Source organism: Variovorax sp. YR216 (assembly GCF_900107745.1).
Classification (GTDB): Bacteria; Pseudomonadota; Gammaproteobacteria; order Burkholderiales; family Burkholderiaceae_C; genus Variovorax.
On the sequence record NZ_FNRO01000002.1, the window covers coordinates 484,789 to 499,182 of the forward strand.

The window sequence follows — 14,394 nt, forward strand, 5'->3', positions numbered from 1 at the left end:
GTAAAAAAATTACACGATTTACTAGGGTAAACCCGGTTTTGACGTCTTCATGTTCGCAAAATAGGATTGCCGATGTAATGTTATTACTCATGAGGCCACGATGCAAATGACCGCCACCACTGTACCGACATCTGGTTTTTCGTCTTCCAGCACGGTGCGCGCGCCGCGTTGGCGGGCATTCGCGGGCGCCTCCGCTGCCGTGCTGGCGCTGGGCCTCCTGCCCGGCGCCAGCACATTCGCCGCCGAACCTCCGAAGGGCGGCGCCGCCAACCTGGCGATGGTCGGCGAGCCGCAGGGCCTGGACCCGATGATCAGCACCGCCGACCTCGTCGGCACGATCATGCAGCACGTCTACGAGCCACTCTATACCTTCGATGCGAACTGGAACATCGCGCCGATGCTGGCCGAAGGCATGCCGGTGGTCTCCAAGGACGGCCTGACCTACACCATCGCGTTGCGCAAGGGCGTGAAGTTCCACAATGGCCGCGAAATGAACGCCGATGACGTGGTCGCGTCGCTGCAGCGCTGGATGGAGCTGTCGCCCCGCGGCAAGGCGGTGGGCAAGGAGGTTGCGTCGCTCGCGGCCAAGGGCCCGCAGACGGTGGAGATCAAGCTGAATGCCCCGTACTCGCCGCTGCTCGCCCAACTGGCGTTGCCCAGCGGAATGGCGGCGATCATGGCCAAGGAAAGCATCGCACCCCAGCTGAAGGACTTCATCGGCACCGGCCCCTACAAGTTCAAGGAGCGTCGCCCCGATCAGTTCACGGTGCTGGTGCGCTATGACGCCTACTCGCCGCGCAAGGAAGCGCCGAGCGGCTATGCCGGCCGCCGAGAAGCGTTGCTGGACGAGCTGCGCTTCGTGCCCGTGCCCAACGCCAACACGCGGGTCGAAGGCGCACTGTCGGGCCAGTTCCAGTACGCGGACCTGCTCCCGGTCGAGTCTGCGAGCCGCATCGAGAAGGGTGCTCCGGCGGTGGTGCCGATCGTGACCAAGAACTTCGGCTTCCCCTACATCGTGTTCAACACCAAGGAAGGCGTGCTGGCGTCGCAGCCGCTGCGCCGCGCGGTGCAGACCGCGGTGGGGCAGGGCGAGCTGATGGCCGCCGGATTCGGCGACAACCGCTTCTTCGTGGTCGAGCCCAACTTCTTCCCGAAGGGCACGCCCTACTACTCGACGGCCGGCAGCACCGCCTACAACACGCGCAACCCGCAGTCGGCCAAGGAAGCCGCTGCCAAGGCCGGCTACAACGGCCAGCCGATCCGCATCATGGCGAGCCGCCAGTACGAGTTCCACTACAACATGGCGCTCGTGATGTCCGAGCAGCTCAAGAAGGCCGGCTTCAAGACCGACCTGCAGGTGGTGGACTGGGCCACGCTGGTGCAGCGGCGCAACGACGCCAAGCTGTGGGACGTGTACTTCACCCATTCGGGCCTCTTCCCGGAGCCGATGCTCTCGCCGCCGCAACTCGGCGATGGCGCGCCGGGCTGGTGGGAGACGCCGGCCAAGAAGTCGACCCTGGCCGCCTTCAACCAGGAGAGCGACGTCGCCAAGCGCGGCGCGCTGTGGGGCCAGGTGCAGCAGACGGTGTATGACGAGGTGCCGTTCATCGAGGTCGGCAAGTTCAACAGCCTGTCGGCGCGCTCGGCCAAGCTGGAGGGCTATACGCCGGCGATCTGGCCGTTCTTCTGGAACACCGGCCTCGCCAAGTAAGGCCGCGGACCCTCGTCATGCTGCGCTTCCTGCTCACCCGCCTGGCCGGGGCCCTGGCGGTGCTCGCGATCGTCGCGGTGCTCGTCTTCGCGCTCACGCGCCTGGCATCCGGCGACCCCGTCGCACTGCTGCTCGGCGATCAGGCCACTGCCGCTGACATCGCCCAGGCCCGCGTGCAATACGGGCTCGACAAACCGCTGCCGACGCAGTTCGTGCTGTGGGTGGGCGAGCTGCTGCACGGCAACCTGGGGCAATCGCTGTTCCTGCAGCGCCCGGTGGCGCAGGCGCTGCTGGAGCGCGCCGAGCCGACGCTGTTCCTTGCGCTGTTCGCCGTGGCCATCGCGGCGCTCATCGGCATCCCGGCCGGCATGGCGGCTGCCGTGTGGCGCGGCAGCGCGGCGGACCAGGCCGTGAGCAGCGTTGCGATGCTCGGTGCGAGCGTGCCGAGCTTCTGGCTCGGGCTGATCCTGATCCAGTTCTTCGCGGTCAAGCTGGGATGGTTCCCGGCGTCGGGCTACGGCGACCCGACGTCGCCGCTGTTCGAGCGACTCCATCACCTGCTGCTGCCTGCGCTGGTGCTGGGGCTGCTCAACTCGGCGCTCATCATCCGCTTCACCCGCGCCTCGGTGCTCGACATCCTCGGCGAGGACTACGTGCGCACCGCACGCGCCAAGGGCCTGCCTGAGCGCGTGATCATGGTCCACCACGTGCTGCGCAATGCGCTGGTGCCGATCGTCACGGTGCTCGGGCTCACGCTCGCGCTGATGATCGGCGGCACCGTGGTGACCGAGACGGTGTTCAACCTGCCCGGCGTCGGCAACCTCGTGGTGCGCGCGGTGCTGCGGCGCGACTATCCGGTGATCCAGGGCACGCTGCTCGTGATCGCGGCCATCTACGTGTTCATCAACCTCGGCATCGACTTCATCTACACGCTGGTCGATCCGCGCATCCGGCTGGAGTCCAAATGAAGGCGGCCCTGACATCCTTTGCCGGCAGCCTGCTGCCGATGGCGCGCCGCCTCTTCCTGCGCCGGATCGTGCTGGTCTCGGCGCTGGTGCTGCTGCTGGTGGTGGGCGTGGCGGTGATTCTTCCTTTGGTGTCGGACGCCGACCCCGGCGCGATCGAGATCAGCCAGCGCCTGCATGCGCCTTCGCTGGAGCACTGGGCCGGCACCGACGAGCTCGGCCGCGACGTGATGCTGCGGATCGTGCACGGCGCGCGCTATTCGCTGCTGATCGGCTTCATCACCGCGGCCGGCGCCGTGCTCTGCGGCACGCTGCTCGGGATGCTCGCCGGCTTCTTCCGCCGCCTCGACGCGCCGCTGATGCGCGTGGTCGACGCGATGATGTCCTTCCCCGACATCCTGCTGGGCATCGCGCTGGTGTCGATCCTCGGCGTGTCGCTGTGGAACGTGATGCTGGCACTTGTCATCGTCTACACGCCGCGTGTCGCGCGGGTGGTGCGGGCCACCACGCTGGTGCTGCGCGAGCTGCTGTTCGTCGACGCGGCACGGGCCCTCGGCGTGCGCACGCCGCGTATCCTGCGCAAGCACATCCTGCCGAACCTGATGTCGCCCATCCTCGTGCAGGTGACCTTCATCTTCGCCTACGCGATCCTGGCCGAGGCGGGGCTCTCGTTCCTCGGGGTCGGCGTGCCGCCGGACATCCCGACCTGGGGCACCATGATCGCCGGCAGCCTCGAGTACGCCGACAAGGCCTTCTGGACCATCTTCTGCCCCGGTCTTGCGATCGTGCTGACCGCGCTGTCGCTGCAGATCCTGGGCGACGGCGTGCGCGACATGCTCGACCCCAAGCTGAGGAAAGCCGCATGAGCCAAACCACCACCACGCCGCGCCTCGAAGTGAGGGGGCTTTCAACCTCCTTCGCGACCGAGGCTGGGCGCGTGCAGAGCGTGGCCGATGTGTCCTTCACGATCCGGCCCGGCGAGACGCTGGCGCTGGTCGGCGAATCGGGCTCGGGCAAGTCCGTGACCAGCCTCACGCTGATGGGCCTGCACGCCCGTACCTCGCATGCGCAGGTGCAGGGCGAGGCGTGGTTCGTGCAGCGCGACGGACGCCGTGTCGACCTGCTCGCCATCCCCGAAGCCGACAAGCGCGCATTGCGCGGCAACGAGCTGGGCATGATCTTCCAGGAGCCGATGACCAGCCTCAACCCGGTGCTGACCATCGGCGAGCAGATCGCCGAATCGGCGCGCCTGCACCTCAAGCTCGATCGCGCGGCAGCCTTGGCGCATGCACGCCGCATGCTCGAACTGGTCGAGATCCCCGCGGCCGGCCAGCGCGTCAACGAGTATCCGCACCAGCTGTCCGGCGGCATGCGCCAGCGCGTGATGATTGCGCTTGCCATGGCCTGCAACCCGACGCTGCTGATCGCCGACGAGCCGACCACGGCGCTCGACGTGACCATCCAGGCGCAGATCCTCGCGCTGATGGGGCGCCTGCAGAAGGAGACCGGCATGAGCATGCTTTTCGTGACGCACAACCTCGGCGTCGTCGCGCAATACGCCGATGCGGTCGCGGTGATGTATGCGGGGCGCATCGTCGAATCGGCGCCGGTGCACGATCTCTTCGCACGGCCGGCGCATCCCTACACGCGTGGACTGCTGGCCTGCCTGCCGGGCGTTGCGCGACGGCGTGGTGCCCATGCGGCGTCGGGCCGGCGTCCTCAGCTCGTTGCGATTCCCGGGCAAGTGTCCAGTCCCTTCGCACCGCCGCCGGGCTGTGCCTTCGCGCCGCGTTGCGCCTACCGGCGCGAGGCCTGCGAGGTGTGTGTGCCGAAGCTGGAGCCGGCGGGTGGCGGTCGCATGGTGCGCTGCATCGGCTTCATCGAAGAGAACGTGGAGAAGGCCGCATGACGACAGCAACTTTCGCTCATGACAACCTGCTCGAAGTCCGCAACCTGCGCAAGTACTTCGGAAAGGGCAGTCATCCCGTGCGCGCCGTCGACGACGTGAGCTTCAGCATCCGCAAAGGCGAGACGCTCGGGCTGGTCGGCGAATCGGGGTCGGGCAAGAGCACCATCGGCCGGCTGCTCACGCGTCTGGTCGATCCGACCGACGGCGAGATGCTCTATCAGCCCGACGGATCGGATGCGGCGCCGCGCGATCTGGCGGGGCTTTCTCAGTCGCAGTTTCGCCCGCTGCGTTCGAAGATCCAGATCATCTTCCAGGACCCCTACGCCAGCCTGAACCCGCGCATGCGCATTCGCGACGTGCTGGGCGAGGCGCTCGACACGCACGGGCTGGCCAAGGGCAGCGCGCGCAAGCCGCGCATCGAGCAACTGCTGCAGCAGGTGGGCCTGCGCCCGGAGCATGCCGACCGCTATCCGCACGAGTTTTCGGGCGGGCAGCGGCAGCGCATCGGCATCGCGCGGGCGCTGGCGGTGGAGCCGCAGTTCATCGTTGCGGACGAGCCGCTGTCGGCGCTCGACGTGTCGATCCAGGCACAGGTGGTGAACCTGCTGGGCGAGCTGAAGGAGCAGTTGGGCCTCACGCTTCTCTTCATCTCGCACGACCTGGACGTGGTCGAATACCTGTGCGACCGTGTCGTCGTGCTGTACCTGGGCCGCGTGATGGAAATCGCACCGACCGAATCGCTCTACGCGAATCCCAGGCACCCGTACACGCGCGCGCTGCTGGCGGCGGCGCCGATTCCCGATCCGGCGCAGCGCCGCGTGGTGCCGCTGCTGCAGGGCGACCTGCCGAGTCCGGCGAACCCGCCCACGGGCTGTGTCTTTCGCACGCGTTGCCCGATGGCCGAGGAACGCTGCGCGAGCGCCGACATGCAGCTGCGCGAAGTGCAGTCCGGCCACTGGCACGCCTGCTGGCGCGATGATCTCTGACAAGGAACGAACATGAACGAAGAGCTGATCCTCGACCACCGCAGCAAGAGCTTCCCGCTGGAGGCCGCGCCGTGCCGCGCCGCCGACATCGGTAGCAAGGGATGGAACGTGCTCGCCGATGACCTGGCCTATCCGCTGGCCGTCATCCACCGTTCGGCACTCGCGCACAACATCGCCTGGATGCAGGACTACGCAAAGCGCAAGGGCGTGCTGCTCGCACCGCACGGCAAGACCACCATGTCACCCGAGCTGTTCGAGCTGCAGCTCGCCGGCGGTGCCTGGGGGCTGACGTTCGCCACGATCTTCCAGCTGGCGGTGGGGGTCGAAGCCGGCGCGCGCCGCGCCATCATCGCCAACCAGGTGTTGTGCGATGCGGACCTCGACGGATTGGACATGCTGCTCGCGGGGCAGAGCGACCTGCGCGTGTGGTTCCTCGTCGACTCGCTCGCGCAACTCTCGCTCATCGAGGACTGGGCGGCCCGCCGGCAGTCCCATCGCACCTTCGACGTGCTGCTGGAGATCGGCATGCCCGGCCAGCGCACCGGCTGTCGCACGCTGGGCGAAGCGCTCGAACTCGCGCGCGCCATTTCGCAATCGCCCGTCGCGCGGCTCGGCGGCATCGAATGCTATGAAGGCGGACTGGCGCGCTGCGACAGCGAGCATGACGCGCGTGAAGTCACTGCGCTGGTGGAGCGCGTCCTCGAAGTCGCGCGCCGCTGCGACGAAGAGCAGCTCTTCGGCGAGGACCCACCGTTGCTCACGGCTGGAGGCTCCGCGGTGTTCGACCTCGTGATCCCGCTGCTTCGCGCACAGGGGCTGTCGCGGCCGATGCAGGGCGTGCTGCGCTCGGGTTGCTACATCACGCACGACAACGGCAACTACGCCCGCTTCCTCAAGCAGGTCGAACAACGCGAAGGGTTGGACAGCTCCCTGCGCGCGGCGCTCGAAGTCTGGTCGTTCGTGCAATCCGTGCCCGAGCCGGGGCTCGCGCTGCTGACCTGCGGGCGCCGCGACATCTCGTATGACATTGAAATGCCGATCCCGGTACGGCACGCGCCCCGCGGCATGCGCGTTGCGGCCGCCACGCCAGCCGACTGGAAGATCAGCGCGCTCAATGACCAGCACGCCTACCTGCGCTTCGATCCGGCGGGTACCGTGCCGAAGGTCGGCGATCGCGTGGCGCTGGGCATCTCGCACCCGTGCACCACCTTCGACAAGTGGCGCTGGCTCGCGCTGGTGGACGACGATCTGGCGGTGACCGGCGCCATCGGCACCCGCTTCTGATGACCGCGATGAACAGTTCCCTGCTGCAGCGCCTGCGCGAAAGCATGGCCGCGTTGCCGGCAGCGCAGCGCAGCGTGGTGCAGGTCGTGCTGGACGATCCGCGCGCGGCGGTGGCCGCGACCGTGGAGCAGCTTGCCCAGCAGGCCGGCGTGTCGATGCCCACCATCGTGCGGACCTGCCGCGCGTTCGGCTTCGATTCGGTGCGCGAATTCATGCTCGCGCTGGCGCAGGACCTCGCGGTGACCGGCTCGTACCTGCACCGCAGCGTGCTGGCGGAGGACAGCGCGAGCGACGTCGCCAGCAAGATCATCCATGCGGCGGTGTCCTCGCTGACCGAGCTCGGCCGGCGCATCGACGTCGACCTGCTCGACCGGGTCGCGACGCGGCTCGCTGCGGCGAAGCGCATCGACTGCTACTCGGTGGGCGCCGCGTCCACCTTCATGGCGAGCGAGCTGCAAAGCCGGCTGTTCCGCCTCGGGTGCACGTCCAACGCAATCTTCGATGCGCACCAGCAGCTCGTGTCGGCCAGCACGCTCGGGCCTGAGGGCGTGGCTTTCGTGATCTCGCACGTGGGGCGCATGCCCTACACGCTGGAGGCCGCCCGCTTTGCGCGCTCGCAGGGCGCGACGGTGATCGCACTGACGCAGCCCGACACGCAGCTGGCCGAGATCGCGGACCTCGTGATCGGCGTCTCGGTCCCGCAGGACGCGGTGATGCGCGTCGGCACCGAAGCCTACCTGGCGCATCTCGTGGTCATCGAGATCCTGATGGTGCGCCTCGCGCAGAAACTCGGGCCGTCCGTCACGCACGGCCTGCAGCAGTTCAAGCAGTTGCTGCACAAGCATGGATTCGACAGCGCCGAATACTCCGGCGCCACCGAGGCCACCGACGAAGAAACATGACCATGAAAGACAACGCCTCTGCCACGCTGCTCAAGGACGGCCAGATCGTCGACGGCGGCGGCATCCCCGGATGGACGGGCGATGTGCTGCTCGTGGGCGAGCGCATCGCATCGGTCGCTGCCCCCGGGCAGACGCTGCCGCACATGCTCGCCGACCTGCGCGCCGCCGGCGGCGTGGAGGAGATCGATTGCACCGGCATGGTCGTCGCGCCCGGCTTCATCGATGTGCACACGCACGATGACGCCGCCGCGATCGAGAAGCCGGACATGCTGCCCAAGCTGTCGCAGGGCGTGACCACGGTGATCGTGGGCAACTGCGGCATCTCGCTGGCGCCGGTGGTGACCGACACCCCGCCGGCCCCGCTGTCGCTGCTGGGGCGCGGGCAGTTTCTGCATTCCACGATGCGCGCGTATGCCGATGCGGTGAATGCGGCGCGTCCCGGCGTGAATGTCGCGGCGCTGCTCGGGCACACGGCCCTGCGCATGCGCCACGTCGCTTCACTTGACCGGGCGGCCGACGGGCGCGAGCGCGCCGCGATGGCGGCGGACATGCAGGAAGCCATGGATGCGGGTGCGCTGGGGCTCTCGTCGGGCGTGTTCTACAAGGAAGCGTACGCCGCGGATCTCGACGAACTCGTGGCCGTGGCGAGCGTGGCCGCGCGCAACGGCGGCGTCTATGCCACGCACATCCGCGACGAACTGGCGGGCATTCTTCCGGCGCTGCAAGAGGCGGCGCTGACCGCGCGCCAGTCCGGCCTGCCGCTCGTGATCTCGCACCACAAGTGCGCAGGTCCCGACAACTGGGGCCGCACGCGCGAAACCCTGCCGCTGATCGAGACGCTGGCACGCGGGCAGGAGATCGGCATGGACGTGTACCCTTACACCGCCGGCTCCACCGTGCTGCGCGAGGACCTCGTCGACGGAATCATCGACGTCCTCATCACCGGCAGCGAGCCGCATCCGGAGATGGGCGGGCGCTACCTGGCGGACATCGCGACGACGTGGGGCGTGTCGCAGCAGGAAGCCGCAGTGCGCCTGAAGCCGGGCAACGCCTGCTACTTCCAGATGCGCGAGGACGATGTGCAGCGCGTGATCACGCACCCGCTGTCGATGATCGGCTCGGACGGCCTGCCGCACGACGAGCGCCCGCATCCGCGCCTGTGGGGTGCGTTCCCGCGCGTGCTGGCCAGCTACTGGCGCGAGAAAGGTCTTCTGCGCCTGGAGGAAGCGATCCACAAGATGACCGGCATGTCTGCTGCGCGTTTCCGCATCGGGGAACGCGGGCTGCTCAAGGCGGGCTACATGGCGGACGTGGTGGTGTTCGACCCGTTGCGCGTGAAAGACGGCGCGACCTTCGAGCAGCCGCGCCAGATCAGTGAAGGCATCGAGCTCGTCTGGGTCAACGGCGCGTTGAGCTATACGGCTTCGGGTCGCGCCACGGGTGCACGCGCGGGGCGGTTCGTCGTGCGCGCTTCGTCGCCCGGCGCTTCTGGCTGAACCCTTTTCCTTTGCCACTCTGGAGCGCGAACCAGCGCTTCGTTGCGATCCCTGACCATCAGGGTTTGTCCTGCCGGGTGTCGAGTTCAATCATCATATGATTCGACCGACATCGGAAGGTCGGAGGGACAAACGCATGACAGGGACCAGTGCTTCGAACGCGACCGCTCGCCCCGAGCTGCTGGCCGTCGCGCCCTTGATGCCTTTTCTCATGGAGGCCCTGCGGCGCGAGTACACGGTCCACGACCGCCTCCACCTCAGCGACCCGGCGGCCTTTGCCGCTGTGGCGCCGCGAATTCGCGGCGTGGTCGCGAACGGCGAAGCCAAGGTGCCGCGCGAGCTGATCGCGCAACTGCCCGCACTCGAAGTGATTTCCGTGTTCGGCGTCGGCTACGACGGCATCGACGTCGCCGCGGCGCACGAGCGCGGCGTGCCGGTCACCAACACGCCTGATGTGCTGAACGACGACGTGGCCGATCTCGCGATCGGTCTGATGCTCGCAGTGGCACGTCGCATTCCGCAGGCCGATCGATTCGTGCGCGGCAACGAATGGCCCAACGGGCCGATCGCGTTGAGCCGCAAGGTCACCGGCACCCGCCTCGGCATCGTCGGCATGGGACGCATTGGGCAGGCCATCGCGCAGCGTGCGAGCGCGTTCAAGATGGACATCGCCTACACCGCGCGTTCGCCACGCGCGAGCGTCAACTACACCTACTACCCGGACGCCGCCTCTCTCGCGGCGGCGGTGGATTTCCTCATCGTCATCACGCCGGGCGGCGCCGCCACGCGGGGGATGATCGATGCGCGCGTGCTCAAGGCGCTTGGGCCGCAGGGCTATCTGATCAATGTCGCGCGCGGCAGCGTGGTCGATGAGCCGGCGTTGATCGATGCGCTTCGCGACGGCGTGATCGCAGGTGCCGGGCTCGACGTGTTCGCGAACGAGCCGCATGTGCCCGAGACGCTTCGCGAGATGTCCAACGTGGTGCTCACGCCCCACATCGGCAGCGGCACGAAGCAGACGCGCGAGGCGATGGGCCAGCTCACCTTCGACAACCTGCACGCGCATTTCACCGGTGCGCCGCTGCTGACGCCGGTCGACGCCTGAAGAGCGCCACATGAGCAAGAGCACCCACGGCCGCCGAACACTGGACCTGCTGGGTGAAGCGATCGTTTCGCGCCGCTATGCGATCGGGGCGCCAATGCCTTCCGAGCCGCTGCTGTGCGAGGAATTCGGCGTGAGCCGCACGGTGGTGCGCGAGGCGGTGAAATCGCTCGTCGCCAAGGGACTCATCGTGACCGGGCCCAAGGTCGGGACGCGGGTGCTGCCCGACGATCAGTGGAACTGGTTCGACCCGGATGTCATCACCTGGCAGGCGCGCGCGGGGCTCACGCCCGAGTTCCTGCGCGACCTGCAGGACCTGCGCCGCGCGGTGGAGCCCGCGGCGGTGCGTCTCGCCGCGGAGCGCGCGACCGCCGAGGACATCGAGGAGATCGAGGCCGCTTACGCCGGCATGAAGCACGCTGTCGAATTCGGCGGTGACTACGTGACCTTCGATCTGCGCTTCCATCACGGACTGCTGCGTGCCGCCCAGAACCGGATGCTCGCGCAGATGAGCAAGGCGCTGCACGCGCTGCTGCGCACCAGCTTCGAGATTTCCACCATCAAGAAGGACGGCCCGGCGCAGTCGCTGCCGATGCACCGCGCGGTGCTCGACGCGGTGATTGCGCACAACCCTGCAAAGGCGGAGCGGGCCATCATCAAGTTGATCGACGGCGCGCGCGAGGACATCGAGGAAGTGCTCGGCTCGCGCCGACGCCTGCCGCGTCTCGGGCGGCCGCCCCCCAGACTCAAGGCCGCTTGAGCCGCCCCGAATCCGTTTCTTCCAACCTCTGCTCGTGCATCGAGCCAATCCCGTTCACAACAAGGAGACAGCTGTATGAAACTGAAGGCATTGATGGTCCCGGTATTGATGGCGATGGGCCTCACGGTCGCCGGCCAGGCGGCGGCGCAGGAGAAGCTCACCGTCTGGTGGGTCAAGGGCTTCTACAAGGCCGAGGACGATGCGCTCTTCGCCGCCATCAAGAAGTTCGAGGAGAAGCACAAGGGCGTCAAGGTCGAGCTGTCTCAATACCCGGTGCAGGACATGATCCCGAAGACGGTGTCCGCGCTCGATTCGGGCAGCCCGCCCGACGTGGCTTATGCCGACGTGTATGACTTCCAGGTCACAGGCAAGTGGGCCTTCGACGGCAAGCTGGAGGACATCAGCAGCGTGATCGCGCCGATGGTGAGTCGCTTCGCACCCAACACGGTCGAAACCACCTTCCTCTACAACGACCAGACGAAGTCGAAGGCCTACTACGCCTTCCCGATCAAGCAGCAGACGATGCACATCAACTACTGGATCGACATGCTGGCGGAGGCGGGCTTCAAGGAGTCGGACATTCCGACGACCTGGAAGGACTACTGGTCGTTCTGGTGCGAGAAGGTGCAGCCCGCCAGTCGCCAGAAGAGCGGCAAGCGCACCTTCGGCACTGGCATGCCGATGGGCGTGGATTCGAGCGATTCGTTCTATTCGTTCCTGACCTTCGCCGATGCGTACAACGTGAAGATGGTGAACGACAGCGGCAAGCTGCTGGTGGACGACCCGGCGGTGCGCGCGGGCCTCATCAGTGCCATGACCGACTACGTCGCGCCCTACCAGAAGGGCTGCACGCCACCGTCGTCCACGAGCTGGAAGGACCCGGACAACAACGTCGCCTTCCACAACAAGACGACGGTGATGACGCACAACGCGACCATCTCGCTGCCGGCCAAGTGGCTCGACGATTCGAACAACGCGTCGCTCACGCCCGAGCAGCGCGAGGAGGCCAAGAAGAACTACTTCGAGCGCATCCGCACGGCCGGCTTCCCGTCCAAGCCCGACGGCAGCAAGATGGTCTACCGCACCGCGGTGAAGACCGGGGTGGTGTTCAAGGACGGCAAGAACAAGCAGCGCGCCAAGGAGTTCGTGACCTTCCTCATGCAGGAGGAGAACCTCACGCCGTACGTCGAGGGTTCGCTGGGCCGCTGGTTCCCGGTGACCAAGGCGGGGCAGGCGAGCCCGTTCTGGCAGGCTGATTCGCACCGCAAGTCGGTCTACAACCAGTACGCGGCGGGCACGGTGACGTTCGAGTTCACCAAGAACTACCGCTTCACCATCCTCAACAACGAGAACGTCTGGGCCAAGGCCATGAACCGCATCGTGAGCGACAAGGTGCCGGTGGACAAGGCGGTCGACGAGATGATCGAGCGTATTAAAACTGTCGCGCGCTGAGGCGTTGAGTTTCGGAGGTAGCCAGCCATGAGTTCCACCGCAAGCGCCGTCGTGGCGCCCGGCGCCGCCGAGGCGCCGGCCTCGAAGACCGGACGCTGGCAGTTCTGGGGGCGACTGATGGTCGTTCCCTACCTGCTGGTGTTCGTGGTCTTCGTGCTCTACCCGGTGTGCTACGGGCTCTGGCTGGCGCGCCATCCGCAGAGCTACGAGCATCTGGTCGCCGATCCGATCTTCTTCAGGTCGGTGATCAACACGATCATCTTCCTGGTCGTCGCCATCAACGTGAAGATGGTGGTGGCGCTGGTGCTCTCGGGCTTCTTCGTGCAGTCGCGGTGGTGGATCAAGATCCTCTCGGGCATCTTCATCCTGCCGTGGGCGGTGCCGTCGATCCCGACGATCCTGTCGGTGCGCTTCATGCTCAACCCCGAGTGGGGCGTGATCAACAGCACCATCTTCCGGTTGACGGGGCTCGACGGGCCGAACTGGCTCAACGATCCGACCCTCGCGCTCTCTTTCGCGATGCTGATGCACATCTGGAAGTCGCTGCCGTTCTGGACGCTGATCCTGGTGGCCGGGCGTCTCGCGATCCCCACTGAACAGTACGAGGCCGCATCGGTCGACGGCGCGAGTTCGTGGCAAAAGTTCAAGTTCATCAGCTGGCCGGCGCTGCGCACGCTCTATGTCACCTCGCTGATCCTCTCGATGATCTGGACGCTGGGTGATTTCAACAGCGTCTACCTGCTGACCGGCGGCGGCCCCGCCGACCTCACGCACGTGCTGGCGACGCTCGGCATCCGCTATCTGCGGCTCGACCAGGTCGACCTCTCGATGGCGTCGATCGTGGTCGCGTTGCCGCTGGTGCTGCCACTCGTCTATCTCATGATGAAGAGGCTATCGAAATGAAATGGACAATGAAGTCCGTCGGCAACGAGGCCAAGCTGCTGCTGATCGGCATTCCGGTGCTGCTGTGGACGCTGATTCCGGTCTACCACATGGTGCTGTTCGCGATCTCCCCGCGCGGCAAGGCGACCAGCGGCCATTTGTGGCCGGATTCGCCGACCTTCGACAACTTCGCGACCGTCTTCCAGCAGAAGCACTTCTATCTCGATCACTTCTGGGTGCAGCTCGGCAATTCGGTGCTGATCGCGGTGGCGGTCGGCGTCATCACGCTGTTCGTCGCGACCACCGCGGCCTTCGCGATCAGCCGGCTGCGTGTGAGGGGAGGGCGCACGGTGATGAACATGGCGCTGTTCACTTACTTCATCCCGGCGGCGTTCCTCGCGGTGCCGATGTACAAGACCATGGGCAACTACGGGCTGCTCAACAGCCAGTGGTCGCTGATCCTCGCGATGGTCACCATTGCGTCGCCGTACTGCATCTGGGTGCTCAAGCAGGCTTCGGACAAGCTGCCCTACGAGCTCGACGAAGCCGCGCGCATGGACGGCGCATCGCCACTGCAGCTTTTCCGGCTCGTGTATCTGCCGCTGATGGTGCCTTCGCTGGTTGCGGTGGGGACCTACGCGCTGCTGCTTGCCTGGAACGAATACCTCTACGCGTTCCTGCTGCTGTCGAACGACCGCAGCGTCACGCTCGCTGTTGCGCTCGGCAACTTCCTCGCGGCCGATGATTCGCCGTGGGAACTGCTCATGGCCACCGGCCTGATCTATGCGCTGCCGCCGGCGGCGATCTATTACGCATTCAAGCGCTACATGGTCGGCGGCATCACCGCCGGCGCGGTCAAGAGCTAACCCCCAGGCTTCGCGCACTTCGTGTCGCTGCGCCAACCCCCTTTCAGGGGGCAACACCAGCGGCCCGGCGAAGCCGGTT

13 protein-coding genes are annotated in these 14,394 nt (G+C 66.7%); all 13 read left to right on the plus strand.

The features are described from left to right. The first annotated feature begins 106 nt into the window (after nt 1-106). The 13 genes from BLW05_RS07150 (at nt 107) to BLW05_RS07210 (ending at nt 14,315) form a co-directional block, all read left to right on the plus strand. Complete coding sequence (locus BLW05_RS07150; protein ID WP_093161380.1) at nt 107-1,711, plus strand: ABC transporter substrate-binding protein; 1,605 nt, start codon at nt 107-109, stop codon at nt 1,709-1,711. A 17-nt stretch (nt 1,712-1,728) separates the two neighbouring features. Further along, nucleotides 1,729-2,679 carry an ABC transporter permease gene (locus BLW05_RS07155; protein WP_093161381.1) on the plus strand — a complete coding sequence of 317 codons (951 nt, stop codon included), beginning with the start codon at nt 1,729-1,731 and terminating at the stop codon, nt 2,677-2,679. Continuing rightward, nucleotides 2,676-3,542 carry an ABC transporter permease gene (locus BLW05_RS07160; protein ID WP_093161383.1) on the plus strand — a complete coding sequence of 289 codons (867 nt, stop codon included), beginning with the start codon at nt 2,676-2,678 and terminating at the stop codon, nt 3,540-3,542. Before BLW05_RS07155 ends, BLW05_RS07160 begins: the two co-directional genes overlap by 4 nt. Then, nucleotides 3,539-4,585, plus strand: coding sequence for an ABC transporter ATP-binding protein (locus BLW05_RS07165; RefSeq protein ID WP_093161384.1), 1,047 nt, complete (start codon nt 3,539-3,541; stop codon nt 4,583-4,585). Before BLW05_RS07160 ends, BLW05_RS07165 begins: the two co-directional genes overlap by 4 nt. Further along, nucleotides 4,582-5,571, plus strand: a complete 990-nt coding sequence (locus BLW05_RS07170; protein ID WP_093161386.1) for an ABC transporter ATP-binding protein — start codon at nt 4,582-4,584, stop codon at nt 5,569-5,571. The genes BLW05_RS07165 and BLW05_RS07170 overlap by 4 nt, the downstream gene beginning before the upstream one ends. Before the next feature lie 12 nt (nt 5,572-5,583). Next, nucleotides 5,584-6,855, plus strand: coding sequence for an amino acid deaminase (locus BLW05_RS07175; RefSeq protein ID WP_093161387.1), 1,272 nt, complete (start codon nt 5,584-5,586; stop codon nt 6,853-6,855). Between the two features lie 8 nt (nt 6,856-6,863). After that, nucleotides 6,864-7,757, plus strand: a complete 894-nt coding sequence (locus BLW05_RS07180; protein ID WP_256330088.1) for a MurR/RpiR family transcriptional regulator — start codon at nt 6,864-6,866, stop codon at nt 7,755-7,757. 2 nt (nt 7,758-7,759) lie between these two features. Further along, the gene (locus BLW05_RS07185) at nt 7,760-9,253 is read left to right on the plus strand and encodes an N-acyl-D-amino-acid deacylase family protein (protein WP_093161390.1); all 1,494 of its coding nucleotides are present in this window, start codon (nt 7,760-7,762) and stop codon (nt 9,251-9,253) included. A 136-nt stretch (nt 9,254-9,389) separates the two neighbouring features. Continuing rightward, entirely contained in the window at nt 9,390-10,358 is a 969-nt protein-coding gene (locus tag BLW05_RS07190) for a 2-hydroxyacid dehydrogenase (RefSeq protein ID WP_093161392.1), read from the plus strand. Nucleotides 10,359-10,368: 10 nt separating this feature from the next. Next, nucleotides 10,369-11,115, plus strand: coding sequence for a FadR/GntR family transcriptional regulator (locus tag BLW05_RS07195; protein WP_093161393.1), 747 nt, complete (start codon nt 10,369-10,371; stop codon nt 11,113-11,115). A gap of 75 nt (nt 11,116-11,190) precedes the next feature. After that, nucleotides 11,191-12,567: an ABC transporter substrate-binding protein gene (locus BLW05_RS07200; protein ID WP_093161395.1), complete on the plus strand. Its 1,377-nt coding sequence runs from the start codon at nt 11,191-11,193 to the stop codon at nt 12,565-12,567. A gap of 27 nt (nt 12,568-12,594) precedes the next feature. Next, nucleotides 12,595-13,470: a carbohydrate ABC transporter permease gene (locus BLW05_RS07205; RefSeq protein ID WP_093161396.1), complete on the plus strand. Its 876-nt coding sequence runs from the start codon at nt 12,595-12,597 to the stop codon at nt 13,468-13,470. Next, entirely contained in the window at nt 13,467-14,315 is an 849-nt protein-coding gene (locus BLW05_RS07210) for a carbohydrate ABC transporter permease (RefSeq protein WP_093161398.1), read from the plus strand. Before BLW05_RS07205 ends, BLW05_RS07210 begins: the two co-directional genes overlap by 4 nt. Nucleotides 14,316-14,394 lie beyond the last annotated feature (79 nt).